This window comes from Mycobacterium sp. MS1601 (genome assembly GCF_001984215.1).
Lineage (GTDB): Bacteria > Actinomycetota > Actinomycetes > Mycobacteriales > Mycobacteriaceae > Mycobacterium.
In genome coordinates, this window is sequence record NZ_CP019420.1 from 4,882,010 (window position 1) to 4,907,437 (window position 25,428).

20 protein-coding genes, 1 tRNA gene and 2 pseudogenes are annotated in these 25,428 nt (G+C 61.7%); 16 read left to right on the forward strand and 7 right to left on the reverse strand.

Features of this window, described 5'->3' with window-relative positions; all coding sequences use genetic code 11:
• Window positions 1-17: 17 nt before the first annotated feature.
• The 6 genes and pseudogenes from BVC93_RS23535 (at window position 18) to BVC93_RS23560 (ending at window position 9,851) form a co-directional block, all read left to right on the forward strand.
• Complete coding sequence (locus BVC93_RS23535) at window positions 18-938, forward strand: S1 family peptidase (RefSeq protein ID WP_157517045.1); 921 nt, start codon at window positions 18-20, stop codon at window positions 936-938.
• Window positions 939-2,189: 1,251 nt separating this feature from the next.
• Window positions 2,190-2,741, forward strand: a complete 552-nt coding sequence (locus BVC93_RS23545) for a restriction endonuclease (protein WP_236950093.1) — start codon at window positions 2,190-2,192, stop codon at window positions 2,739-2,741.
• Window positions 2,702-2,806 carry a hypothetical protein gene (locus tag BVC93_RS34150; protein ID WP_236950094.1) on the forward strand — a complete coding sequence of 35 codons (105 nt, stop codon included), beginning with the start codon at window positions 2,702-2,704 and terminating at the stop codon, window positions 2,804-2,806. Before BVC93_RS23545 ends, BVC93_RS34150 begins: the two co-directional genes overlap by 40 nt.
• A gap of 567 nt (window positions 2,807-3,373) precedes the next feature.
• On the forward strand, window positions 3,374-5,881 hold the full coding sequence (locus tag BVC93_RS33235) for a hypothetical protein (protein ID WP_157517046.1): 2,508 nt from the start codon (window positions 3,374-3,376) through the stop codon (window positions 5,879-5,881).
• 29 nt (window positions 5,882-5,910) lie between these two features.
• Window positions 5,911-8,421: a WD40 repeat domain-containing protein gene (locus tag BVC93_RS33240; protein ID WP_157517047.1), complete on the forward strand. Its 2,511-nt coding sequence runs from the start codon at window positions 5,911-5,913 to the stop codon at window positions 8,419-8,421.
• Between the two features lie 111 nt (window positions 8,422-8,532).
• Window positions 8,533-9,851 (forward strand): annotated as a pseudogene (locus tag BVC93_RS23560) (ISL3 family transposase).
• 184 nt (window positions 9,852-10,035) lie between these two features.
• On the opposite strand, the gene BVC93_RS23565 reads toward BVC93_RS23560, so the two are convergent.
• Window positions 10,036-10,911 carry a hypothetical protein gene (locus BVC93_RS23565; RefSeq protein WP_236950096.1) on the reverse strand — a complete coding sequence of 292 codons (876 nt, stop codon included), beginning with the start codon at window positions 10,909-10,911 and terminating at the stop codon, window positions 10,036-10,038.
• Between the two features lie 137 nt (window positions 10,912-11,048).
• Between BVC93_RS23565 and BVC93_RS23570 the strand changes: the two genes are divergently transcribed.
• Window positions 11,049-12,140, forward strand: coding sequence for an IS110 family transposase (locus tag BVC93_RS23570; RefSeq protein WP_083737369.1), 1,092 nt, complete (start codon window positions 11,049-11,051; stop codon window positions 12,138-12,140).
• Between the two features lie 370 nt (window positions 12,141-12,510).
• On the opposite strand, the gene BVC93_RS23575 is transcribed toward BVC93_RS23570, so the two are convergent.
• Window positions 12,511-13,137, reverse strand: coding sequence for a hypothetical protein (locus BVC93_RS23575; protein ID WP_236950097.1), 627 nt, complete (start codon window positions 13,135-13,137; stop codon window positions 12,511-12,513).
• A gap of 250 nt (window positions 13,138-13,387) precedes the next feature.
• The gene (locus BVC93_RS23585; protein ID WP_083739568.1) at window positions 13,388-13,612 is read right to left on the reverse strand and encodes an integrase core domain-containing protein; all 225 of its coding nucleotides are present in this window, start codon (window positions 13,610-13,612) and stop codon (window positions 13,388-13,390) included.
• Between the two features lie 480 nt (window positions 13,613-14,092).
• On the opposite strand from BVC93_RS23585, the gene BVC93_RS23590 reads away from it, so the two are divergent.
• Window positions 14,093-14,629, forward strand: coding sequence for an HD domain-containing protein (locus BVC93_RS23590; RefSeq protein ID WP_083739569.1), 537 nt, complete (start codon window positions 14,093-14,095; stop codon window positions 14,627-14,629).
• Window positions 14,630-14,639: 10 nt separating this feature from the next.
• On the opposite strand, the gene BVC93_RS23595 is transcribed toward BVC93_RS23590, so the two are convergent.
• Both BVC93_RS23595 and BVC93_RS23600 read right to left on the reverse strand, forming a co-directional pair.
• On the reverse strand, window positions 14,640-15,107 hold the full coding sequence (locus BVC93_RS23595) for an NUDIX hydrolase (protein ID WP_083739570.1): 468 nt from the start codon (window positions 15,105-15,107) through the stop codon (window positions 14,640-14,642).
• A 5-nt stretch (window positions 15,108-15,112) separates the two neighbouring features.
• Entirely contained in the window at window positions 15,113-15,913 is an 801-nt protein-coding gene (locus tag BVC93_RS23600; protein WP_083739571.1) for a hypothetical protein, read from the reverse strand.
• 254 nt (window positions 15,914-16,167) lie between these two features.
• On the opposite strand from BVC93_RS23600, the gene BVC93_RS23605 reads away from it, so the two are divergent.
• From BVC93_RS23605 to BVC93_RS23625, 4 genes are all read left to right on the forward strand, one after another.
• Complete coding sequence (locus BVC93_RS23605; RefSeq protein WP_083739572.1) at window positions 16,168-16,512, forward strand: SCO3933 family regulatory protein; 345 nt, start codon at window positions 16,168-16,170, stop codon at window positions 16,510-16,512.
• 103 nt (window positions 16,513-16,615) lie between these two features.
• The gene (locus tag BVC93_RS23615; protein ID WP_083739573.1) at window positions 16,616-18,061 is read left to right on the forward strand and encodes an FtsK/SpoIIIE domain-containing protein; all 1,446 of its coding nucleotides are present in this window, start codon (window positions 16,616-16,618) and stop codon (window positions 18,059-18,061) included.
• Window positions 18,054-19,556, forward strand: coding sequence for a replication initiator (locus tag BVC93_RS23620; RefSeq protein WP_157517048.1), 1,503 nt, complete (start codon window positions 18,054-18,056; stop codon window positions 19,554-19,556). Before BVC93_RS23615 ends, BVC93_RS23620 begins: the two co-directional genes overlap by 8 nt.
• A gap of 186 nt (window positions 19,557-19,742) precedes the next feature.
• Window positions 19,743-21,389, forward strand: a complete 1,647-nt coding sequence (locus BVC93_RS23625; protein ID WP_083739575.1) for a recombinase family protein — start codon at window positions 19,743-19,745, stop codon at window positions 21,387-21,389.
• Here the strand turns inward: BVC93_RS23625 and BVC93_RS23630 are convergent.
• Window positions 21,371-21,456 (reverse strand) — tRNA-Leu (locus BVC93_RS23630). The genes BVC93_RS23625 and BVC93_RS23630 overlap by 19 nt on opposite strands.
• A 59-nt stretch (window positions 21,457-21,515) precedes the next feature.
• Here BVC93_RS23630 and BVC93_RS23635 point away from each other — a divergent pair.
• Together BVC93_RS23635 and BVC93_RS23640 are read left to right on the forward strand one after the other, a co-directional pair.
• Window positions 21,516-22,885: pseudogene (locus tag BVC93_RS23635) on the forward strand (M20/M25/M40 family metallo-hydrolase).
• A gap of 18 nt (window positions 22,886-22,903) precedes the next feature.
• Window positions 22,904-23,434 (forward strand): YbhB/YbcL family Raf kinase inhibitor-like protein, encoded by a 531-nt coding sequence (locus BVC93_RS23640; protein WP_083739576.1) that lies wholly within the window; start codon window positions 22,904-22,906, stop codon window positions 23,432-23,434.
• On the opposite strand, the gene BVC93_RS23645 is transcribed toward BVC93_RS23640, so the two are convergent.
• Complete coding sequence (locus BVC93_RS23645) at window positions 23,419-24,228, reverse strand: GntR family transcriptional regulator (protein WP_157517049.1); 810 nt, start codon at window positions 24,226-24,228, stop codon at window positions 23,419-23,421. The two genes, BVC93_RS23640 and BVC93_RS23645, sit on opposite strands and share 16 nt — an antisense overlap.
• Before the next feature lie 123 nt (window positions 24,229-24,351).
• On the opposite strand from BVC93_RS23645, the gene BVC93_RS23650 reads away from it, so the two are divergent.
• Both BVC93_RS23650 and BVC93_RS23655 read left to right on the forward strand, forming a co-directional pair.
• Entirely contained in the window at window positions 24,352-25,137 is a 786-nt protein-coding gene (locus BVC93_RS23650) for an inositol monophosphatase family protein (RefSeq protein WP_083739578.1), read from the forward strand.
• Window positions 25,134-25,427 carry a hypothetical protein gene (locus tag BVC93_RS23655; protein ID WP_083739579.1) on the forward strand — a complete coding sequence of 98 codons (294 nt, stop codon included), beginning with the start codon at window positions 25,134-25,136 and terminating at the stop codon, window positions 25,425-25,427. Before BVC93_RS23650 ends, BVC93_RS23655 begins: the two co-directional genes overlap by 4 nt.
• Window position 25,428 lies beyond the last annotated feature (1 nt).

Consider the following 25,428-nt stretch of genomic DNA (forward strand, 5'->3'; position numbering starts at 1 on the left):
GGAATACACTCGTTCGAGTGGCTGACCACGAATATCGGATAGGCACGGACCCACTCGCAGTGCCGAACGACGGTATGCGGATCACCGTCTCGTCACTAGACATCGACCCGGTTAAGGCCGAGGCGGCGCCGTTGTCGGTAGAAAACTACGAGTACTTTGACGGGGCGCTGCTTGCCGTCTGCATTCAGTACGGCAATACATACGTGGTCGAGGGGACCGCGGTCATGATCGGCCTCGGACTTGCGCTCTCAGCCAGGCATGTATTCGACCACCACCGCGCTGCTTTGGGTGCCGGCGATGCAGTAGGGCTCTGCCTCGGCGTTCGTGGGGACGGCACGGTGGCGGCCTGGCATGTGTACTCAATGGCCACGATGCCGAACGGCACCGATTTGCAACTGTTGTCGTTGAGGCTTGTCTCCGACATGCCCACCGACGGGGACTTAAGCACTGTTCCGCTGACGACTCGTGTTCCGCCCCGAGGTGAGGATCTCACCGTAGTGGGTTTCCGATTCAATGATGAACCGGCCTCAACCGACTCGATCGAGAATCCCGCTGCCCTCAGCGGTCTTCTCTACGTGTCCCAGGGCGCGGCTGGCCAGTTCAGCTTTCCACTACATGATTCCGTTCTGGCGCCATACCCGACGATCGAAGTACTCAGTGGCACCCTCGGCGGAATGAGCGGCGGCGCGGTCATCGACGTCAATGGCCACCTTGTCGGAGTCACCTCAATGGGCCTGGAGACCGACGATCAAGAAGGACCTTCGTTGGCTGCGTGGTGGTTGCCTGCCTATTTCTGGAAACCGCAGCTGACATGGCCGGTTGGCCTCTACAACGAGGAATTTACGGCCGTGTCGGAAAACTCGACAGTGAGAATCGTTGGGCGCGAACATATTTTGGTCACAGACAATGGCCGATACGATTTGACTAAGTGGCTCTGAACGTCGAACCTAGCGACGGACTTTCTCTTGCCACGCGGTCACGTCAGCGAGGCCACCGTCGACAGGTTCACCGCGCCAACTTAGCGGTCGGCAGCGTGTCATTTGCCGTTGACCTACCCGCTCGCTGAAGTGTGGCGTGCCGTGATGTCGTTAGTGCCTTGCGCTGGTGGCGTCAATTGTGGGGGTTCGTGTCGGAGTGGATAATTTCGGCGAACATCAAAAATCCGCTCCGACCGAGGTCAGAGCGGATTTTTGGTCGCACAAAGCTAACCCCCAAGTGTCCGAGGGGGGACTTTGCCACTTACGACACGACTCAAGACTTTTCAACTGAATCGCTGAGCACCCCCTTACCCGCTGGTGAGGGGTGTTTTCGCGCCTGGCGGTGACCTGCCAGCGTTCGACAAGGTCCTCGGCGAGGGGATGCGTTTCGTTCATTCCTCTAGTCCAGCACGCGTTGGTCCGGATAGCTACGGGCCTGAAATGTCGGCGCTTCCGGTCCAGCAGGACGGACTTACACTGGGGGTGCTTGGAGCGTTGAACTTCAGGAAGTGAGCCCGAGACTCGGCCGGACGACCGTGGCGCTCGGGCTTCGCGATTTCTCCAGCACCTAAGACGTCGCGGACATCGACGATGGTTGGCGCGATGAGTTGGCGCCAGGGTCCGCCCTTTGGCCCAGCACCAGGCGATGGCGTCGGGGATCCCGAGCAGGGTGCCGGCGTTGGTGTGCTTGTGTTCGTAGCGCAGTCGTTCGCGGCAGCCGGTGGCACGGGTGTATTCGATGAGTCGTTGGTTGTCGAAGCTGAGCAGGGTGTCGTCCTGGTCGAACACGATGTGCGTTGCCGGTGCGGCGGCATGGTCGACAATTAGGGCGCGAAGGCATGCTGCGCGACGGTTCTTTCGGTCCGCAGCCCCGGAGACCCGGCCCGGTAGATCGTTGCCATTACTCCAGCGGTGACGAGGGCCTGCGCGATGGTGCGTTTGCGGCCGGCCTTCTCGTTTTTTCATGTGGAGGTATCGCTGGCCGGGCAGCAATAGGTCGCGCACGACGGCGCGTATTTCGGCGAGGTCGGAGTCGACGTGGACGCTGGCGACAAGCAGATAGTCGTTGCTTGCTCTCGTCGACGTAGATGTAGTTGGTGACGCCGCTGAGTCTATGGACCACCGCCGACGACCCAACGCCACGGCCTGCGTTGCACGCGCGAATTCCACAAGCTCAATCCTGTCGGAGCCCCGCTCTAAGATTCCGTGTTCATGGGGGACTTCGACACGTTGCTCGGCAGCCTGGATGCTGACCCGCAGGTCTGTGCGAGGCAGTTTGAGCACGTGTGCAAATGGTTTTTCGAGAACGATCCGGTCTATTCGCGTGAGTTGACGCGGGTGTGGCGGTGGACGGACTGGCCGGGTCGGTGGGGTGGTGACGCTGGCATCGATCTGGTGGCAGAGGACCGCAACGGCGATTTGTGGGCGATCCAGGCCAAGGCGTACGACCCCAAGTACCGGGTGTCGAAGAGGGACGTCGACAAGTTCCTGTCGGAGTCCGGCCGCAAGGTGTTCGCCTTCCGGATGCTCATCGCCACCACTGATCTGATCGACCGCACCGGCGAGCGCACCATCCAGCAGCAGGAGAAACGCAGCACCTTCTTCCGCCTCAACGACTGCGCCCCGCCGTGGTCGACTGGCCGAGGACCGCATCGCAACTGCGGCCGGCGAAGCCGCGCGTGCCTGCGAAGCCGCGACTGCATCAGAAGGACGCCATCCGTGATGTGGTCAAGGGGTTCACCACCTCCGATCGTGGCCAGCTGATCATGGCCTGTGGCACCGGCAAGACCCTGACCGGCAGCGTCAGAGCTTCGCCAAAGGCCAACTGAGCGCGACGCGCAAAACGCGACTCGCCAAGTTGACCGGTGGGAATGGAAGCCGCGCAGGGGACGATAATCGTCCGCGCGCGTGCCGGCTTCTTGTGGGCGCTGCGGGCGCAAAACTGTCACCTATTCGTGCGGCAGACCCGAGCGCAGACACCCATGCGTGGAAAGCTTCACACACCGCCAAGGCGAGTGAAATGAAGCTAGATTTACCGTTCACCCTCTGCGCCGTTGGGAGCCACTTTGGTCGAGACAGATCTTTTGATAGTCACTGCGCTTGCGGAGGAATACGACGCGGCACTCAGAGCGGGAGCTCGGGGTTACGGCCCAAACCGCGGCGTGTCGGAATGGCTTCCGGTCGATGACGACGCGCCCGTGCCATACGTTCGCGGAACCTTCGAGAGGGTGAACGGACGATCGCTTGAAATCGCTGTCGCTAGGCCTACACGGATGGGCGCAAATGCAACAGGACCGGTCGCTGCAAGCTTGTCAGAACGACTCAGTCCTGCATGTCTCGCGATGTCGGGAGTGTGCGCCGGTAATCCTGGAGATGTTGCGCTAGGAGACGTCATCGTGGCAGAGATGACGTATGCCTACGACGAGGGGAAGCGCGTTTCCGATGAATTTCTAGGCGACCACCGTCAAATCCCGCTCACCAACAGCTGGGTGCGAGCGGCGCAGGAACTATCCGTTGGCGACCTACCCAGTTACGGATCGGCTACTGATAGGGATACTCAAATCTGGGTGCTAGAGCGGCTCAGCGCCGGTGACGACCCCAGGAAGCATCCTGCAAGGGAACGTTACCTTCCCAACCGGAGCTGGCCACGTCATCTCGATATCCTCCGTGAGGCTGGGCATGTGCAGGTCCACGGAGCGGCTTTAGATCTCACGGACAGTGGCCGCCTCTTTATAGAAGAGATAGTGGCAAACGACCTCGACGGTCCCGATAAACTGCCCTTTTCTATCAGTGTCGGCCCAATTGCGTCTGGCAACGTGGTCGTCAAAGACGGATTGACATGGAAGCAATTGGAACGCTGGGGCGTCCGCTCTGTTCTTGGTTTGGAAATGGAGGCAGCGTCGATCGCGCAGATAGCCTATCGCCTTGCTGTTCCTAATTGGCTAGTGGTGAAGGGTGTGATGGATCATGCCGACCCTAGAAAGGATGACCGATATAAGTCATTCGCCGCTCGTGCGGCGGCTGAGGTGCTGTACAAATTGGTGGTTAGTCGCACAGGGGGACGCGCCCGAGGAAGTAGCGCGACCGTGGCATTGCGAAATCGATCAGATGGTGACGAAGACGATAACTCATCCGCCTGTGACACGAATTTGCCTCCTAATTGGACTTATATGGGACAGAGCGCGACGGATCACTTTCACCGCCGCTCGCATGGACTCCGCGGAGGTATAGCGAACGGGGACTTTTTCAGGGGTCGTTTATCGGCCATCTCAGTGGCGACAAAGCTGCTGAAGCGCGGACTTAACCGTCCAGTCGTTATAACTGGACAACCCGGCGCAGGGAAGTCCGCGCTTCTGGGGCGCATGGCAATAATTTGCCAGGAGGAAATCCGATATGACGGATTCGCCTATCACGCGCGAGGCTCATCTTCGCAGGATTTTCTTAGGTCGCTTGTCGGCGTTCTGAACGCGGGCCCTATCGTGTCCGTTGCCGATCTTCACGAATTCCTATCAGCAAATACAAAGCGACCCTTGATTATCTTGGTCGATGCACTAGACGAATGCATTTCAACTTCCGAGACATACGCGCTCGCCAATTTGCTTACTGAACTGGCACGCTATCCTGATATCAGAGTCGGAGTTGCCACGCGTCCACTTGCGGCGGCAGACTGGTTCGCGGTCGGCGGATTGATGTCTTCGCTGGACATTTACAGTCACGATTCTCAATCGCTGATCGACTTGGACAGCGAACGCTATCGAGATCCTTCGGCGATCGCCAACTTCGCCGAATCTATTCTTCTGCAGGTCGGCGTAGCTAATCCAGGTCCTGATGGGTGCGCCTGGGCCGCATACCGCGCGGCGCCAAAAGTAGCGCGGGTACTTGCCGAAACAATTGCACTGAAGGCCGAAAACAATTTCCTGGTGGCTGCAATAGCAGCAAGCACGCTCTCGTGTCGAGAATCAATTTTAGATCCATTGGCTCCGAATTTCGAGATGTCCGACCTCCCGGGCAACATTGGCGAGGCGTTAGAAAAATTTCTCGATACCCTCTCGCCAGATACCAGAACTGTCGTTTCGAGCATGCTATTCTCACTGCGGTTCGCGTATGGCGAAGGAATCGATCTCGACACTTGGATCGGCTTTTGTCAGGCCTTAGGATATTCGGTAACCCGCTCAGATATTGAGCAGTTCAAAAAGACACCCGCAGCCGATTTCCTAATAGAGACCACGTCTGCTGGCGGTGATGTCGCGACACGGTTATACCATAAAGCACTCATTGAGCAGCTTTCACTTGGGCATCCTCGATCGGATGCCGCAAAAATTCTAGGCTACCTCCATCAGCAGGTAGAGGCGTCGGGCGGTTGGGAGAATGCCGACGACTATATTAGACGCACAATATTGCTTTATGCGGCTGCTGTCGAGAAGTTAACATCGCACTTACTCGATGGAAAGATGCTTCCTTACATAGCTTTTGAGCAGGTCGAATCCGCAATTGCAGGATATGGCGCCGAGGTATTGCCGGCGTTTGTTAAGTACCTCGCTGAGGAAACTGAACAACTTGATCGACTAGACGCCGAGCAACGTCTATTGTTGCTATACCTAGTCGGCTGCATCCACCGCTGGCATGACCTCATCCTAGTTGTTAGAAATGCTCATGATGTGCCACTCTCCGTGCAATGGGCAACCGATTTAGCGGTGCAGCATAGTCGACTCCAGGCGCGTGGAGGCGCAGTCCGCGCATTAGCTTCCGGATTGTTAGGGCACCAGCAAGTTCTTGCTGCTGGCTGTGAGGACGGAAGTATAAGACTGTGGAATTCGAATGGGTCCGCCATTCTGGAACCGTTGTCAGTGAGCGGTAGCCCGATCGCCGCTGTAGCCATCGGCGACTTCGGGGGCAGAGTGTAATTGCTGGAGGGACCGAGTCGGGCGATGTGATGGCCTGGTCCAGCACTGGTCAGCGAGTGTTGCCAGAAGTTTCACTGGCTGGGGCGGTGACTTCGCTTTGTTTCAGCAGCTATGGCGGTGGACTTCTCTTCGTGGCGGCAACCGGCGTAGGTACCGTCGGGCTCGACGCACGCGGCAGCGTCTTCCATGAGGACCGTTCCGAGCTTATGACGTGCGACCTAGGGGCCGTCGGTAACTCAGTTGTTGCAGCGTATGCATTTCGGAAGTCGACAGTGCTCAAAAATCTGTCCACCGATGTATTTGAAAAGATTCACGGCCACTCTGATGCTCGAAAGACGCTAGTTCGTATCAATTCGGTGAACGGCCGCCCCTGCGTGTTGACGGCAACTGATAGTGGCCGGATCTCTATGTGGATGAGGACTCATAGCGAAACGTCCGAACGTCCAGTAGTCACGATCGAGGACCCGCCTGTGAGCGCGCTGGCAATTATAAGGGAACCGTCGGATCTTCTGATTGCAATCGCTGATCAGAGAAGTAGCATCAGGATCTGCGGTATGAATGGTGAGATTGTTGATGAACTGATAGGTCACGACGGCAAGGTGCTGGCTCTTCTTTCTCCTTGTTTCGAGGACCAACAGCGATTGGCATCGGGCGGCGAAGATGGGATCGTGCGGATCTGGGAGCCGAGACAGTTGGTGGATGACGCGTCGCGCCGGTCGATCGGTGTCACGCTCGAATGGGCGCAAGTGGCCGTAAACGGAGTTCAATTGCAGGTGTCTTATTCGGAAGACCGATGCATACGGCTATGGGATTTGGGAAAGGTTATTGGCTACTGGCCTACTGAGCTCTCGGGTACGTTGAAGGAACTATTAGCAGTTGGTTCGAGTGACTCAATCTATTTGGTAATATCTACTAAACTTGGCAAGGCGCCAGCGACAGTGACTTCTTGGCGTATCGTAGTACCTTCACTTAACGCATCGCAGATAGGAGGTCCATTCAAACAATCTGGACTATTGCAAAGGGCCTCTCTGGTTATATTAGACGACTCGCCTTACATTATCGCCGCGCAGGGACGGTTCTTCAATTTAATTAATATCACGAATGGAACTAAGAAGACGATCGCCACCCACTCGGCGAAGATAAAGAGTATCGAAGTTATCGAGACGCAAGCGGGCTACCTCATTCTGGCCGGAACTAACAATGGGCGAATAATGCAACTTCGGCTGACGGCGGCCGAGGAAATGCTGGAGAACTTAGGGTTCGTGGATGCATTACCCGGATCTGTTTCCGGAATTAACGCTGCGTCGGGAGCGGAAGTATGCTATTTGGCATCGCATACTTCGACCGGCATCGTTGTCATTCACAGTTTGAAGCTAGACTCGGAGGCGAAGCTTGAGCTTCTCGGCGATTTCGCCGTAGGAAAGATTGATGACTTCACTTTTTCCCTTGATGAGGAGCTTGGTTGGCTAGCCATCTCATTTCGGTCGAATGAAAGCAGTCTCACGATCTGGTGGAATAACTTTAGAAGGTGCGCCACCGTTCAGCTTCCCCAACCTGTGATGAGTTTGCAGCTCAATGACCGCTCTATCTTGTGTATGTCGAGAACATGCATTTACAATTTTACGCTTGAGCGAGAAGCTCTTGAGGCGATGTTCCCTGATCCGGCAGTCGTGAATCCCGATCTGGTGCCGGCCGTTCGGTCTAGCCGCGGAAAGCGTGTGACTGCCCAGCTTCTTAAAGACGCAAGACATCTAATTAGAGTAGGGGCGTACGCTCGGTCCTTTGAGATTCTCGTTCCAAAATATCAGGACTCGGCTGCGGCGATTACACTGGCGGCAGACTGTGCTTATTGTTCGGGTGATGTGAGATTGATCAAGGCGGCCAATGCATTCCTCGCGCAGAGCGAATTCGCCGCTCACGGCAGTGTCGCCGCGCGCTTAGCTGTGCTTTGGGTGTTGGATGACTACCCAGACCGGATGTTTGATATGTCGCTCATTCTTGCTCGTCACGGTGTCGCGTTCATTATGCGAGAGTGCATCCAAGTTTTTGACTTAGACCAGACCACAGAACTAAAAGTTTACGATCGTTTTTTTGCTTCCACCGTCCCAATGGAAGCTTGTCCAGAGACATTTGAATTTTTCTGTGTGCTCGCCGCGACTCGTATGTTTCCGGTTGTTAGGCGTCAGGCCGATGCACTCGGCGTGACTTTCCGCGACGCCTTTATAGGGGTAAGGCACTCGTACGATAGATGGTTTACCGGGCAGGCGAAAAAGCGCGTATGCGATTTCGCACGGGAAATCATATCGGATGCAGGACTGAGTGAGCGAAAGCTCGACCTCCTGCCATACCAGTTGTTGTCGTTCATCGAGCTTTTAGATTTGGTAGCTAGCGAAGAAGCAGAGCTACGCAATGGCCTCTTCGCGGTTCTACAGAACAGGCTTGAACGCAGCAATACGTCGCACATCGAGCGTTTCGCATATTGGGCTCTGCACTCTTGGGTCGCTGCTGACGTCCTTCGCCGTGTCACTCCGGTTGATTAGGGGCTCTTCGCAGTTGAGGGTGTAGTGCTGGTTGGCGCGTCGTTACCGGGATGAGGGTCGAGGTCTCTCGAAGATGAAGGTTCCTACACGCCTCATCCGAAAGACCTCGACTTGCCCAACGCTACCGGTTGGGCGGGCTTCGCCTGTGCTGACCTGACCAGTTTCTGCCGCCTCGACGACCTCGGGTTGGAGGTGACCGGCCAACAACTCGCCCCAGACCGTGCGGTGCTGGCATGCCGGGTCACCGACGACGACTCGTGGTGCCGCCGCTGCGGCGAGCAAGGTATCAGCCGCGACAGCGTGACCCGCGAACTGGCACACGAACCATTCGGGTGGCGGCCCACCACCTTGCTGATCACCCTCCGCCGCTACCGCTGCGCCAGCTGTGCCCATGTGTGGCGTCAAGACCTCAGCAACGCCGCCGCACCGCGGGCCAAGCTGTCCCGTGGTGCGCTGCAGTGGGCGTTGAAAGCGATTGTCTGCCAACACCTGACCATCGCCCGCGTCGCCGAAGCCCTCGCGGTGTCGTGGAACACCGCCAACAACGCCGTCCTCGCCGAAGGTCAGCGAGTGCTGATCTCCGATCCGGCCCGCTTCGACAGCGTGCGCGTGCTCGGCGTCGACGAGCACGTGTGGCGGCACACCCGCCGCGGCGACAAGTACGTGACCGTCATCATCGACCTCACCCCGGTCCATGACCAGACCGGACCAGCCCGGCTGCTCGACATGATCGAAGGCCGCTCCAAGAGAGCATTTGCCGACTGGCTGGCCCAGCGCCCGCAGGACTGGCGTGACGGGGTGGAAGTTGTTGCCATGGATGGCTTCTCCGGGTTCAAGACCGCCACCGCCGAAGAGCTTCCAGCGGCGTCCACGGTGATGGATCCTTTCCACGTGGTGCGGTTGGCCGGTAACGCTCTCGATGAGTGCCGCCGCCGTATCCAGGTGGCCACGTGTGGGCACCGCGGCCGTAAGTCCGACCCGCTCTATGCCTGCCGGCGCACCCTGCACACCGGCGCCGATCTGCTCACCGACCGCCAGAATGCCCGGCTGGCAGCCTTGTTCACCGGCGACATTCATGTGGAGGTCGAAGCCACCTGGCGCATGTACCAACGCGCCGTGGCTGCCTACCGCGAACCCGACCGCACGAAAGGCCGCGCCATGATGACAGCGCTGATCACCACGCTGAGCGCCGGCGTTCCCACACCGCTGACCGAACTGATCACCCTCGGCCGCACACTGACCAAGCGGGCTGCCGACGTGCTGGCCTATTTCGACCGCCCCGGCACGAGCAACGGGCCGACCGAAGCGATCAACGGCCGTCTCGAACACCTCCGCGGATCGCCCTGGGCTTTCGCAACCTGACCCACTACATCGCCCGATCCCTGCTGGAAGCCGGCGGATTCAGACCCCAACTACACCGTCAATCATGAAGAGCCTGATTAGGGAGGTTCGGGTCTGCTGCACGAATAGGTCAAACTGTCACCTATCCGTGCAGCAGACCCCTTCGATTAGCCGCGGTCGCCGATGAGCATAGTGCCGTCCTGGTCGAAACTCGGTGCGCTATGGCGGTGTTGGCGTGGTCGGGGGTCAGGGCGAGGTGGTGAACGTGGGGGGTTAGCGCGCTGCGTGTTCGAGAAGGTCGAGCAGGCCACCGTCGAAGTCGGTGGTGGTCGGGCTCAGGTAGTCAACTCGGGCTTCTGCGATGGCGGAAAGTTGGATCGGCGGAACGCCGAAATTCAGCTCCGCGTGGACAATTCGATCGATTCCCGCTCCAATCAGGGGCGTTATGGTCTCGGAAATGGAGTGCAGGTTTGCGCCGCGGATCTGTCCGCCGTGAACAATCATGTTGCGCTTCCGGTAGAGACGTGTGAACTCTCGGGCGAGTATTTCGGTGACGTTGGTTATCTCCTGTCGAGGGTTGCGCAGAGCAGGTCTAACACGTTGTAGGGCAAGGTTGTCCGTCGCATTGTTTAGTGCAAGTTCCGGTCTGGCGGAAGCTAGCTTCTGAAAGTACTTGGCCCGCTCAAGGTTGGTTGGGCATTCGGCGATTGCTGCAGCGGCGGCATCGTCGTTCTCCGCGCTGTATGTCTTTGCCAGCCAGGTGAATTCGGCTCTCATCAAGCTGGCGGCGATGATCAGTGAGAATCGCCGAGCGGCGACGATGTCATCGGTGTCCGCCGGTCCGACCAGCAGTGATTCTACGGCTGACCATCCGCTCATCACTGCGATGTGGGGTGCGGCGGTCTGGAGCGGTTCAACCAACGAGAGTGTATTTGCGAGGTAGTCCGCAGTTTTCAAGTCTTGCAGTCGGCCCAGACGTTCGAAGGACGTGAGGTTGATCATTCGGTTGGTCGATAGGGTAGGGAACCCGCTGTGCTTCTCCATCGACCACATCGTTGAGCAGATGCCGACGGAATTGCGGCTGCCGAGCTGAAACTTTGTCCTGACGTGAGCTATGACATCGCGGGCGGCTTCTGCTGCGGCGTTCACGTCATGGGCGCTAGACGGTATGGGTGACCGTCGGCGTTGAGCTGGGGGTTGCGGGCCGGGGCCCCACGCACCCATGTTCGTGGGTTACCGAGTAGGAGTCGCCTGCCCGGTCTATCCGACAGTGGTGGGAGGCCCCGGTGTTTACAGAGCGTACGAGTGTTGGCCTGGACGTGCACGCACGTTCAGTGGCGGCGGCGGCAATCGACAGTGACTCCGGGGAGGTGCGCCAGGCCCGGTTGACCCCTTCTTATGAGGACATTCGGTCGTGGATATCGGAGTTGCCGGGGCCGGTGGCGGTGGCCTATGAGGCGGGTCCGACCGGGTTTGGGTTGCAGCGAGCGTTGACCGACGCGGGGATCCGCTGTGAGGTCGTCGCGCCGTCGAAGCTGCAGAAGCCGGCCGGTGATCGAGTCAAGACCGATGCCCGCGACGCCCTGCATCTGTGCCGGTTGTTGCGTCTGGACGAGATCACCTCGGTGTCGATCCCGAGCGTGGCTCAGGAAGCGGCGCGTGACCTGGTGCGTGCCCGCGAGGACTGCCGTGGCGATCTGATGAGGGCCCGGCATCGGCTCTCGAAGCTGCTGTTGCGCCACGGCATCGTGTACTACGGCGGGGCGGCGTGGACCGGTGCCCATGATCAGTGGCTACGCACCGTCGCCGCGCCGCAGCTCAGTGCGCCGGCGACGCGGATGGCCTTCGACGCCGACTATGACCACGTGTTGACGATGCAGGCCCGGCGGCGGCGGCTGGACGCAGCGATCGAGGAGATGGCCGCCGATGGGGAATTCACCGCGATTGTGCGGCGGGTGTCATGTCTGCGGGGAGTGAACACCTTGACCGGGTTTGCGTTGGCAGTCGAGATTGGTGATTGGAACAGGTTCACCGGCAACACTATCGGCTCTTTCGTTGGGTTGGTGCCTTCGGAGTTTTCGTCGGGTTCCTCGCGGGTTCAGGGCCCGATCACCAAGACCGGCAACACTCATGTCCGGCGGCTGTTGGTCGAGGCGGCGTGGCATCACAAGCCGCGATATCACGTGGGTGCGGTGATGCGGTCGCGGTGGGATCGGGCTTCTGCGGCGGCCCGCGCTCGTGGGGACGAGGGCAACCGCCGCCTGCATGGCAGGTGGGTGAGCTTCCTGGAACGACGCAAGCGACCTGTGACAGCCAATGTCGCGGTCGCGCGTGAACTGGCCGGCTGGTGCTGGTCGCTGGCTGTCATGGACGACTGACCGCCACCTAATCTGCTTCCTCACGAGGTCGGTGGTGGCAAGCGCGTGGATCGACCCGCGACACACCTATGAGCAGCCCTCTGCGGCGACGCTCGATGCTAGACACGCGGATGCGATCCAGCCGAAACACCGTCCTGCGGTAGCCAATCCGCGTATATCAGTCTGACCGCGCGTCGCCAACGACACGCTCACCACACAGACTCGCTAAGGAAGCAACGAGGCGCCGTCGGGGTAGCTCCCCGGCGGCGCCTCACCCTGCCCCTTGACAAAGTTCTCTACATATCAGTTTGTACCAGGAAAGAACCTTGGTGTCGTACTGATTTCGCGTCTGGAGCGTGGGCGCGCTTCCACGCAGCCGTTTCACTTGATGTCAGCCATCCACGGGCAGTACTTGAGGTGATGTCGAACGGGGGTTCTTGTCCACTGGGACACAGAAGGTGTAAATCTTCTCAGGGGCCTTGAGTCGCCGGTCTGCCTCCCTGAGCAGATCGCTGGGCGTCACGATTTGGTCCTTGGACTGAACATCGCGAAGCCAACTGTAGAGGCTGTTCTTGTGCATGCCTGCACCGAGAATATGGCCTGTGATACGTCGCGCCGCACCTTCGGTGTCGACAGGTCGGTTGGGCGGCGGATTATCAAGCGCTTGAGCCCAGTTTGGGAGGTAGGCCGCGTTCATCTCTTCAAGATGGTGGCGGAGCGCGATCCAGGCGTGACTCGTCTCGTCTGTGTCCGGTTTGATCTCCTTCGCTACTGCTTCGATGCACTTCCCGAAGTCTGCGATTCCGTGATCAGTTCGGAGCGCACTCATCAAATGTTTGCGCCGTTCGGCGATGGCGAGTTCGCGCGCACCTGGGCGGGCGCTGTCCAGAAGGAACTCTTGCGCTAACTCCATCGTCCCGCCACGCCACAATCGGCGATGCCATGGTGCTTGGGTCGATGCAATCTCCATGACGCGGTCTATGAAGCCGGCCAGCTTCGAGGTCTCGACGATGGGCACTCGTGGTACGCTACAGATGTAAATGGGCTTCATCGACGCGCGTGCGCGTCCATAAGCCCATTCTTCCTTCAAGGAAGCAGGCGCCCCGCTGACATGGTGGGGCGCCTCTTTTGTTCGTCGGTCTCTAATTCAACCACCTTTGTTCCTGCGCCGGTGCAGTCGATCGACCAGCTCGGCGGCGGGGGATGGGTGGGCGAGTCCCCGATATCAGGTCCACCCGGAATTAGAGTCGGGTTTGTTTGATCCAGATTCAGTTGATCTCGCAGGCCACCGGGGTGTGGGTGCACCTGCAGTCCGCAGCGTACTCGGCCGGCGTCCGGTAGCCCAGCGATGAGTGCCGGTGTCGGTGGTTGTGTTCCTCCTTGAAGTCGCCGATCACGACCCGGGCCTCGAGCAGGGTGTTCCAGTGGTTGCGGTTGAGGCACTCCTTCCGCAGTCGGTTGTTGAACGATTCGATATGCCCGTTGTTCCACAGCGTCCCCGGCGAACACCTTCTTCAGCTCCGCGACGAGCAGCTCGGCGGTGATCGAGCGTTCCACGATGTTCAGCATTGACGTCCTCGTGTGTTCGTCGACCATCGACGCCATCTTGATACCAGTAAAGAAAGTTCTCACATCGCAGGTCGGCGACGGTCGGTTGGCTGTTGGTCCAGCCTGCCGCTCGCGGCGTCTCGATGCGGCGAGGAGCGAGGGCAGCTGCGCTTCGTCGTGATGCCAGAGCTGTGGTGGCCTGCGACTTGGTTCCGGCGTCGGTCGTGGGTGCATGTGCGCGTGGCGGCGGACGGAGGGCGAAGCGCAGGGAGCGGCGCGGACGGGAGCGCCAGCGGACGGGAGCAGAGCGAGCGTAGCGAAGCCTGCAGGTAGCCGCCGTTCCTCGCAGATCCTGGCCTCCAGGGTCTACGTCATAAGCTGCGAGGGGGCTGCGTCATGGTGCTGTGGCTCGTAAGCTGGCGGCTGTGAGCGGGGTTCTGACGCAGCGTGCACGGCGCGAGACCGAGACGCGGCTGGCTGAGCAGCCGCGGCGGTTGGCGCATGTCCGGGGCGTCGCGGCGACTGCCGAGCGGTTGAGTCGGCGTTTCGATCCCCAGACAGCGGACTGTCTGGTCGCAGCGGCGTGGCTGCACGATATCGGTTACGCATCGTCGGTGCGCCGGACCGGGTTTCATCCGCTCGATGGAGCGGAGTACGTGCGATCGGCCGGCTTCGGGGAGCTGGCCGCCTCCTTGGTGGCCTTTCATACCGGAGCGCACGCGGAGGCTGCCGAGCGGGGCTTGTCAGGTTTATCCGCGTTCAGTGATCCGCCCAGCGATGTCCTTGATGTGCTGACTTTTTGCGATCTGACGACCGGACCTGACGGAGCGCCGATATCACCGCGCGATCGGTTACGCGACGTGCTGGCGCGTTATGGATCCGAGGACCCGGTGCACCGGGCGGTCGACGCGGGCCGCGACGAATTGTTGGCGGCCGTCCGGCGAGTTCGCGACTGGCTATAAACCCAGCCGGTTAGCCGAGGTAGGGGCCGTCGCGGTGTTGCAGGTAGTGCTCGATGCGCAGCCTCATCGACGGATGCATATCCAGGTTAGGGATCCCGTCGGGTGCAGTCCAGGCGATGTCCGTGCTTTCGTGGTCGATGGCAAGGGTGCCGCCGAGCACCGTGGTGGTGAACAGGAGCGAGAATTGCTGGCGGACTTCGCCATCGGTGAACGCGACCACGTGGCGGGGATTGGTGTAGACACCGACCAGACCCGTGACTTTGACGTCAAGCCCGGTTTCCTCTTTGACTTCCCGCACGGCGGTGTCGGCGATAGTTTCGCCGATGTCGTGGCCGCCGCCCGGTAGCGCCCACAGGGTGTTGTCGCGGCGTTTGATGAGCAGAATGCGACCGTGTTCGTCGGTGACGATGGCCGAGGCCGACGGAACGACACTGTTGGGCGCCGGGGCGTTGGGGTCGTTGTAGTGGTCGGTGCGCATCGGGGTCAGCCTTTCGCGGTCAGCGGTCTGGCGTGGTCCCAGACCTGGGTGAAAGCGTCTTCAAGGGTGACCCAGAGCCGTGGCTCGTGGTGACGTGACAGAACCAGCACAGGGTTGTTGCGCCCGGCTGAGCCGTAGATGTGGAAGTTGACGATCATGGCGTCATCGACCCGAAAGATCGACGTGTAGAGCGCGGTGTCGTGGGTGCGGATGTCCAGCCCCGGGGTGCCGGCGTGAGGGGCGAGCAGTTCCACGGACGTGCGGCAGCGGGCGATGACGGCCTCGCCGATCCCTTCCTCCTCGCCGCGCAGGATCGTGGTGGGGGTGTCGGGGTCCCCGACGAGAAACCGCACCGTCACACCGCGGGCGGCGGCGGCGAGCAGGGTGTCGAGGAATCCGTCGAGGGTGTCGAACAGGAACGTGGCCGCCAAGACGAGGATGTCGATGCCGGTGGTGGCGTCGGCGAAATGCTGCTGCCACATGGTGATGGGTAGCTGGGTGCGGCTGGCATACAGGGTCGCGGTGAACGGCCCACCCGCAGACGCTGTTGCCACTGCGCTCGCGGTGGAGGGTGGGTACTGGTTGGGCCACAGGTCATGCGGGGTGCAGTCGAGCACCTCGCTGGCTCTGTGGGCGTTGTGTTCGCGAATTCTGTAGTCGCTATCGGCCAGCCAGCGTCGCACCGACTTGATATCGACACCCACCGCGGTGGCGAACCGCTGCGAGGACAGACCTTTGGCGTGTAGCCGCTGCACGAGGCGATCGTTGGGAGTGATGGCGGCCTCGGTGCCGTCCTGCTCGTCCATCGTGTCAGCGCACATCTTCCCGTGTCGTCCGTATCCATCCTTCAGCGCGTGGTGTCTAGTTTGCCATGCGACTGCCGCCACCCGGCGGCGATAGTGCCGGTGTGATGTCCGTGGGTATGTCCGGGCCGTGTCCGAAATGCCCGGGGATGTGTCGGAAATGTCGGCATATGTCTCTCGCAACGTCCGTGAAGTCCAAGTGAACTGAGTCCAGCGCCGGACCGGCGTCAACAGATCACGAAAGGACCAGTAGGACAATGCGTTTGAGAATCGATACGTCTGGGACTCGTTTTATCGTCACCCGCGCTCCTGAGCCACGGCTGAACTTCGAAACCGGCGCCCCGAAAGTCGACACCGCCACCGGGATGCCGATGTACGCCACCCAGGTCCTCGCGCTGGATGACTCCGGCGGCGAAGTGCTCAATGTCACTGTGGCAGGAGACCCCAAAGTAACAGTCACGCAGTCTGTTTCGGTAGTTGGTCTGGTGGCCATCCCGTGGGCCCAAGGCGATCGCAGCGGGGTGGCGTTCCGTGCTGATGCCCTCACCGCCGCCACCGCCAGTGGTGCTGCGCCGAGTGAGCAGACACGCCCGCAGAAGTAACAACCCCCAAGCGGGTGTGGGGTGCGGTGAGCAGATCATCGCACCCCACACCCCGACACCCCGGGCATTGCTGTTGACCACACGCTCACGGAGGGCATCTCTCATGACATCGAACAAGAAGAACACCACCAACGGTGGATCAGGCGATGACGACTGGATCGGAGAACTGGTCATGTCGCTGTTCACCGCATCCGGGTATGTGCTGTGGTGGGCGGTGCTCTTCCCGGCGATCAGCGTGCCCATCATCGCCAGCCTCGTCCTTGCTATCAGCCACGGCCCACGCGTGGGCCTGATCTGCGCGATCGTGTGCAGTGCCGGGTATGCGGGCTGGGCCAGGCTCCAACCGGGGTCATTTCGCGCCTGGGTGACCGAACCGGTACGGCGGCGCTGGCTCACGTGGTCGCGCTACACCCGCACCTGGGAATCGACCTGCACCTTGCACGGCCTGACCGCCACCCTCGGCGGACGCACTCTCACTCCCACCCTGCGCACGGTGACGGTCGGTAAAACCACCGATGTGCTCGTGGTGCGGATCGTCACCGGCCAGTCCGTGGCAGATTGGCATAAACAGTCCGACGCGCTGGCCGCCGCGTGGCGCGCCGGCCGCATCAGCATCACCGCCATCTCGCCCGGCGAACTGCGCATCACGTTAATGCGCGCAGACGTGCTAGCTGAACCGATCGCCCTGCCCATGCCAACCCCGGCCACCCGGGCCGATCTGGTGTCGGTGCGGGTCGGGATCACCGAAACGCGACATTGGTGGCAGGTGCCGCTGCTCGGTCACCACGTGCTGATCGCCGGGGCAACCGGCGCCGGCAAAGGCTCAGTGCTGTGGTCGTTGATCGCCGGCATTGCCCCCGCGGTGAAGACCGGGCTGGTCCGGTTGTGTGTCATCGACCCCAAAGGCGGCATGGAACTCGGTGCCGGAGCACCCCTGTTCACCGTGTTCACCCACGACGCCACCGACACCACCCTGGAGTTGCTACGCCAGCTCGTCATGGTGATGCACGCCCGGGCGAATCGTCTGCGTGGCCACACCCGCCTGCACACCCCCACGACGTCGGAGCCGTTGTTCGTTGTGGTGATCGATGAGATCGCCGCACTGACCGCATACGTGACCGACCGCAAGGTCCGCACCGAAATCGAACAACTCCTGGGCCTGCTGCTCTCCCAAGGCCGCGCGGTCGGCATCAGCGTGGTCGCCGCGGTCCAAGACCCGGCCAAAGACACCCTGCCGGTACGGCAGCTGTTCACGGTGCGGATCGGGTTGCGGCTGACCGAAGCCACCCAAACCACCATGGTCCTCGGCCAAGGGGCACGCGATGCCGGGGCAGAATGCGACCGCATCCCCGACACCACCCCCGGGGTGGGCTACATGATGGTTGACGGCATCGCCCACGCCCAGCGGGTGCGGGCCTTTCACGTCACCGACCACGACATCACCGCCCTGGCCAGCCGGTTCCGCCGAACCGCGAGGCGACCGAACAAGCCCCACCAGTCACACAACACCGATACCGGCCACACCGCGAGTGAGGGCAGCGGTGAATAGCTCCACGACATCGGCGCAGCTTGTCCTACCGGGTGTTCCGGATACAGTTGGCACCGCCCAGGTGGTCGAGCAGATGGTGCGGCGCGCCGCCTCGATGGGATACGAATCCTGGTGGCGACGAGCAGAATCCGTCGGATTCTGCGCCCACCCCATCCAGCTGATCGGTGCCGATGAGTACGGGCGTCAGCGGGTGGTATGGATACGCTGCAACAACCGCCGCGCCCACATCTGCCCCTCCTGCTCGGATCTCTACGCCCGCGACACCTGGCAACTCGTGCACGCCGGTGCCGCTGGCGGTCACCACGGCATGCCCACCACGGTGGCCGATCATCCGCAAGTGTTTGTCACTCTCACCGCACCGAGCTTCGGGGCCGTCCACACCGCCACGAAGTCACGGGAGAAGGCAGCGCAGGTGTGCCGCGACCAGCGCCGGGTCGGCGGCTACCGACGCTGTCCGCATGGAAAACAATTGTGGTGCACAATGTCCCATGATCATGGCGACGAGCGGGTCGGCCAGCCGCTGTGTCCGGAGTGCTACGACTATGCCGGGCATGTGCTGTTCACGTGGCACCTGCCCGAACTGTGGCGACGCTTCACCATCACCCTGCGGCGCGCCCTACGCAAAAGCCTGAAAGCCGCCGGAGTTGACCCGGATATGGTGCGAGTGAGCTTCATCAAGATCGTCGAACTGCAAGCCCGCGCTATCCCACACATCCACGCACTGATCCGCCTGGATCCCCACGACGATCTTGACCGCCCCGGGTGGGAATCACCTATCGGTGCAGTCGAACTCGCTAGGGTCATCCAGTACGCCACCCGCACCGTCACACTCACCGTCAACGACCCGATAGCCGATGGCGGTGGCGGTGGCGGTGGGCAGACGATACGGTTCGGCACACAGATCGACACCCAACCGCTAACCGCATCGGTGGATCCACCGCCAAATGAGCACAATTCAGGCTCAGGCCGGTCCATGTCTAGCCGGCTGGTGGCGCGCTATCTCGCCAAGTATGTCACCAAATCCTTGGCAGACCTCGGAATCAGCGCACGCCGACTATCTACGGAAGCCATACCCGACCTGGACGTGTCCGAGCATGTGCGGACCATCCTGACTACCATCAGCGATCTCGCGGACAAAGGACTGTCCGGCATCGGGCGGTGGTTGCACACCCTCGGATTCCGCGGCCACATCACCAGCAAATCCCGCCGTTATTCGACTACTATGACCGTGCTGCGCGAACAGCGCGCCATTTGGACGCGTGAGGAAAACTCGAAAAGCACTGCATACCAACACGATCGCGACTGTGACTTCGCCGGTGGCGATGATATGGTGGCGTGGGAGTTTGACCGTGCCGGCCCCGGGAGCCTCGGCGATCGCAGTCTCGTCTATTCCGCGGCCCTCCAACGTATTCACATCCGCCGCATCGGACTAGTGGAAGCCCGTCGCCACACACGCAGCCAGCATTGGGATTCACCAGGGGCAAGCGATGGCTGAACGATGCCCAACCCCACATGCTCGCTCCGAACGTGACGCTCGAATTAATGCACCGAGCATGTCAGAGGGAGGTGTTCAAATTGACCTGCCGAACCGGAATCGGCTTCCGCGCGAGGCCAACCGCGCGCTGGTAAACGTCATACTGGCTGTGCGGGACCGGACCCGCGGATCACGGAGGGAAGTGGCATGAGCCTCAGGTTCGCTTTCTATGGCCGAGTGAGTACCGAGGACGCTCAAGATCCTGAGGCGAGCCGCAGCTGGCAGAAACGTCGTGCCATCGATCTGATCACTCCGCATGGCGGAGTCCTCGCTGTCGACTACTTCGATATAGGTCAAAGCCGTTCGCTTCCCTGGAAACGCAGACCGGAGGCTTCACGTTTGCTTGCAGATGTCACTTCTCGTGACCGTGGCTTCGATGCCGTGGTGATCGGGGAACCTGCTCGCGCGTTCTACGGACCGCAATTTGCGCTCACCTTCCCGGTGCTCACGCACTACGGCGTCGGCCTATGGGTGCCTGAAGTTGGCGGAGCGGTTGATCCCGGATCCGAGGCACACGACCTCGTGATGACGCTCTTCGGCGGAATGAGCAAGGGGGAACGTGCACGAATCCAGATGCGCGTCCGTACCGCGATGTCGGCACTCGCGCAGGACACAATCAGGTACCTCGGCGGTCGCCCACCGTACGGTTATCGACTCGTCGATGCCGGCCCGCACCCGAACCCCGCCAAGGCAAGTCTTGGGCAGCGTCTTCACCGCCTGGAGCCTGATTCCGAGACCGCCCCGACCGTCGAGCGGATCTATCGCATGTATGCCGATGGTGCTGGCTTGCGCTTCATCGCACAACAGCTCACCGACGATGGAGTGCCATCACCGAGCCAATACGACCCGGCACGGAACCGGCATCGTGACCCACGTGGATGGTCCCATTCGGCGATCCGCGCCATACTCGACAACCCTGCGTACTGCGGTATCCGTGTCTGCGGCAAGCAGGAGAAGTATGAGGTCCTTTTGAACCCCGATGATGTCGCCGCGGGATATGAGACCCGCATGCGGTGGCGCGATCGGGCCGACTGGATCGCACCCGACCAACGCACGCACGAAGCGCTGATCTCTGATGAGCTGGCGCAGGCTGTTCGTCTCCGGATGCGGGCGCGGCGTGGTCCCGGTCGCGTGTGCAGCAGAGAATCGACAGTGCCGTATGCGCTGCGTGGGCTGCTGTTCTGCGCCGCATGTGGACGGCGAATGCAGGGCGCCGCCCGACCGGGGAAGCAAACAACGCGGATCCTCTATCGTTGTGAGTTCGGCAAGTCACGTTCTGTACCTGCGGACCTAAGTGATCATCCGCGCACCGTCTATCTCCGTGAAGACGCAGTGACAGCACGACTCGACGAATGGATCGCCACTCTGGCCGATCCAGAAGACCTCGCACGCGGGCAAGACGTGGACCCGGCGGCCGGACCTGGCTACGCCGCCTTGCAGCGCCAGCTGAGCGAGGCGAATGCCAAGGTGGCCGCGTTGATTACCGCCGTGGAGTCTGGCGTGGCCGTTGAGGATCTAGCTGCCGCGTTGCGTCAACGTACCGCCGAGCGCGACGAGCTGAGGGCACGTCTTGAGCGAGCGGAGCGGCCCCGCGCCATGTCTGCCGCACAGATCAGCGACTTAGTCGAGGAACTGGGTGGACTCTCAGCGGTCCTCGGCGCGGCAACCGGGTCTGAGCGCGCCGAGGTATACGCCAGCCTGGGCCTTCGTCTTGACTACGACCCGCATCTTCAGCGGGTCACGGCGACTGCCGACTTAAGTCGTGTCGCCGGACGTGTCCGAGGGGGGACTTGAACCCCCACGCCCGTTAATAGGGCACTAGCACCTCAAGCTAGCGCGTCTGCCATTCCGCCACTCGGACCTGTGTTTCACACTCGCCCGCTTCGGCTACAAAGCGTGGCGGGCGACTAAGGCTATCGGATGCACCCGGCTGATCCCAAACCAGCGGGTGTTAGAAAGGGGACTGTGAGCACTCCCGCGCAAGAGGTTGTCGGACTCGTCAGCTCGTTGATCCGGTTCGACACCTCCAACACCGGTGATCTCACCACCACCAAGGGTGAGGAGCAGTGCGCCCGCTGGATCATCGAACAGCTCGAAGAGGTGGGCTACACCTGCGAGTACGTCGAATCCGGGGCCCCAGGACGAGGCAATGTGTTCGCCCGGCTCGAAGGCGCTGACCGCAGTCGCGGAGCGCTGTTGGTGCACGGGCACCTGGATGTGGTGCCCGCAGAGGCCTCCGACTGGAGTGTGCACCCGTTCTCGGGGCGGTCGAGGACGGCTACGTCTGGGGTCGTGGCGCCATCGACATGAAAAACATGGTCGGCATGATGCTCGCGGTGGCCCGGCACTTCAAACGGGCAGGCATCGTGCCGCCGCGCGATCTGGTGTTCGCCTTCGTCGCCGACGAGGAAGCCGGCGGCAAGTACGGTTGCCGGTGGCTGGTGGAGAACCGTCCCGAGTTGTTCGACGGCATCACCGAAGCCATCGGCGAGGTGGGTGGCTACTCGCTGACCGTGCCCACCCGCGACGGCGGCGAGCGTCGGCTGTACCTGATCGAGACGGCCGAAAAGGGCATGCTGTGGATGAAGCTGACGGCCCGCGCCCGCGCCGGGCACGGCTCGATGATCCACCCCGACAACGCCGTCACCATGTTGGCCGAGGCCGTCGCCAAACTGGGCCGTCACCAGTTCCCGCTGGTGCTCAGCCCGGCGGTCAACGAGTTCCTCACCGCCGTGGCGGAGGAGACCGGCTACAGCTTCGACCCGGAATCGGCGGACCTCGACGGCACCATCGCCAAGCTCGGCTCCATCTCCCGGATCATCAACGCCACCTTGCGAGACACCGTGAACCCGACGATGCTCAACGCCGGCTACAAGGCCAACGTCATTCCCGCCACCGCCGAAGCGGTGCTGGACTGCCGGGTGATCCCCGGCCGGCAGGCGGCGTTCGAGCGGGAGGTCGACGAGATCATCGGCCCGGATGTCACTCGTGAGTGGGTCACCGAATTGCCGTCATATGAAACGAGTTTCGACGGTGACCTGGTGGAGGCCATGAACTCCGCGCTGCTGACCGTCGACCCGCAGGCCCGCACCGTGCCGTACATGCTCTCGGCCGGTACCGATGCAAAACACTTCGCCCGCTTGGGTATCCGGTGCTTCGGCTTCATCCCGCTGCGGCTGCCGCCCGAGCTGGACTTCACCGCGCTGTTCCACGGCGTCGACGAGCGGGTCCCGGTGGACGCGCTGACGTTCGGCGTCGACGTGCTCGAGCACTTCCTGAAGAACTGCTGACCGAGAAAGGGATCGTCCATGGCATTTCCGTACAACCCGTATGAGTTCCTGCCGAAGCTGCCCGGCTTCACTCTCACCTCCGAGTCGTTCGTCGACGGTGCGGTGTGGGGCAAAGCTCAGGTAAGCGGCTTGATGGGCGCGGGCGGTGAAGACGAATCACCGCAGCTGAGCTGGTCCGGTTTCCCAGAGGAGACCCGCAGCTTCGCCGTCACCGTCTACGACCCCGACGCGCCCACGGTGTCCGGCTTCTGGCACTGGGCGGTGGCCAACCTGCCCGGCACGGTCACCGACCTGCCCGCTGGGGTGGGTGACGGCAGCTCGCTGCCGGGAGACGCCATCACCTTGCGCAACGACGCCGGACTGCACCGCTTCGTCGGTGCCGCCCCGCCCGCGGGCCACGGCCCGCACCGCTACATCGTGGCCGTGCATGCTCTGCAGGTCGAAAAGCTCGACCTCACCGAGGACGCGTCACCGGCATACCTGGGCTTCAATCTTTTCGGAAACGCGATCGCCCGTGCGCTGATCCACGGGACCTACGAGCAGAACTGAGACCGGCCGCCGGGCGTCACCCTCATCCCGTCGGACAGTTTGGACTCCGACCGCACCTGTAACCGGGTGCGGTCGGCCCGGAACAGATCCACGGAGTATTCGGTGGGTCTGCCGTTCTGGTCATAACCCACTCGCTCCAACTGCAACGCCGGGGTTCCGGCGGGCTGGCCCAGCAGTGCTCCCTCGACCGCCGACAACGACACGATCTCGATGGACTCGTCGACCACCGAGATCCGCACGCCCAGCCGGTTCCACAGGGTGCGGTACATCGACGAGGTCATTTCGGTGCGCAGCACCGCCGCCAACTCGGGTCGCAGATACATCTGCTCCAGCGACAGCGTCTCGCCGTCGGCGTGCCGAAGCCGCAGCGCCGAGACCACGGACTGCCCGTCCGAGAGCCGCAATGATTGCGCCACATGGGGATCCGGCGTCACCATGCCGGAGCGGATCACCGTGGTGCCGTCCCGAAAACCCTGTTCGGCCAGGATCTCCGGGATTCCTTTGACCGTGTTGAGGCTGCGCAGCACACCGCGGCTACCGCAATAGGGCTGCGAGGCCTGTGGCGCGGCGTCGCGGGCACTGACCGCGGTCAGATAGGCGCCCCCCGCCCTTCCCTTCACCCGGTTGATGGTGCCCTGCTGCTCCAGCAGCTCGAGGGCCTTGCGCACCGTGGTCCTCGACGTGCCGAGCCGCTCGGCCAGTACCCGCTCGGCAGGCATGCGTGCCTCACCGCGACCGGCCAGCTCGTCGGCCAGCCGTCGCAGCGCTTCGTGAGCGTGCGCAACAGCAAGCATGAATTCACGGTATCGGCGCGCGACGGTCACCGCAGACCTACCTGTCGGTCCACAGGCGCTGTTTACACGTCCTTAACGCACGCCTCACCGAACCAGAAATGGTCTAACCCGACAGTCGAACCCGTGACAGAACGCGACCGCCGCATCGAGCTCGGCTTCTCGATGGCGGCCAGGGCCGGTGAGATCTCCCGGCGCTACTTCGAGGCGCAGGACCTCGACGTGGACGTCAAGGCCGACGGGTCCCCGGTCACCGAGGCGGACCGCGAGATCGAGATGTTCTTGCGCCAGGCTGTGGAGGCTGAATTCGCCGACGACTCCTTCACCGGTGAGGAGTTCCCCGAAACCCGCGGTACCAGCGGATACCGCTGGATCGTCGACCCCATCGACGGCACCAAATCGTTTGTCCGCGGAGTCCCGCTGTACACCAACCTGATCGCGCTGCAGGAAGGTGAGGAGATCGTCTTCGGCGTGATCAACCTGCCCAGCGCCGGGATCCTCGTTCACGCGGAGAAGGGCAAGGGCTGCTGGCGCAACGGCACCCGCGTGTCGGTGTCCGACCGGCCCAGCCTCGACGGTGCCTACGTGATGGCCACCTGGCTGGAGGACTGGGATCCCTCGGTGATCTCCGATCTGCACAGCCAGAACGTGGTGCTGCGCACATGGGGTGACGCGTTCGGCTACGCGATGGTGGCCTGCGGCCACGCGGACGCCGTGGTGGACTACACCGCACACGCTTTCGACCTGGCGCCCATGCCGGTGATCCTGGCAGAGGCCGGCGGCCGGTTCACCAGTCTGGACGGGCGTGAGGTATTCGACGCGGGCAACGGTATTGCCAGCAACGGACGTATCCATCATCAGCTGTTGCCATGGGTGTCATCGGCGTTCGATCAGGAAGGGGTTTCTGCATGAAAGAGTTCATCAAAGGGCTGCCACGCCGTACCATCGTCGGCTTCTTCGGCACGCTGTACGCGCTGGCGCTGCTGTTCGCCCTGTTCCCGCCACTGTACCTGTGGGGCAGTGGAATTCGCGCCGAAATCCTCGGCATCCCGTTCGCCATCATGTACTGGATCATCAATGCCCTGATTCTCGGGCTCACCTTGACGGCGTTCTACGTGGTCGAAGACATCCGCGGCGAGCTCGACAGTGACACTACAGAACCCGAATCGAACGCCCCAGTTACCGGAAGCCTCGGAGGCTGAT

Coding starts and splice junctions, on each gene's coding strand:
- BVC93_RS23545 (WP_236950093.1), top strand. CDS start 2,190: ATGGGGGACTTCGACACGTTGCTCGGCAGCCTGGATGCTGACCCGCAG.
- BVC93_RS33240 (WP_157517047.1), top strand. CDS start 5,911: ATGGCCTGGTCCAGCACTGGTCAGCGAGTGTTGCCAGAAGTTTCACTG.
- BVC93_RS23595 (WP_083739570.1), bottom strand. CDS start 15,107: ATGCGCACCGACCACTACAACGACCCCAACGCCCCGGCGCCCAACAGT.
- BVC93_RS23600 (WP_083739571.1), bottom strand. CDS start 15,913: ATGGACGAGCAGGACGGCACCGAGGCCGCCATCACTCCCAACGATCGC.
- BVC93_RS23605 (WP_083739572.1), top strand. CDS start 16,168: ATGCGTTTGAGAATCGATACGTCTGGGACTCGTTTTATCGTCACCCGC.
- BVC93_RS23615 (WP_083739573.1), top strand. CDS start 16,616: ATGACATCGAACAAGAAGAACACCACCAACGGTGGATCAGGCGATGAC.
- BVC93_RS23625 (WP_083739575.1), top strand. CDS start 19,743: ATGAGCCTCAGGTTCGCTTTCTATGGCCGAGTGAGTACCGAGGACGCT.
- BVC93_RS23640 (WP_083739576.1), top strand. CDS start 22,904: ATGGCATTTCCGTACAACCCGTATGAGTTCCTGCCGAAGCTGCCCGGC.
- BVC93_RS23645 (WP_157517049.1), bottom strand. CDS start 24,228: ATGCTTGCTGTTGCGCACGCTCACGAAGCGCTGCGACGGCTGGCCGAC.
- BVC93_RS23655 (WP_083739579.1), top strand. CDS start 25,134: ATGAAAGAGTTCATCAAAGGGCTGCCACGCCGTACCATCGTCGGCTTC.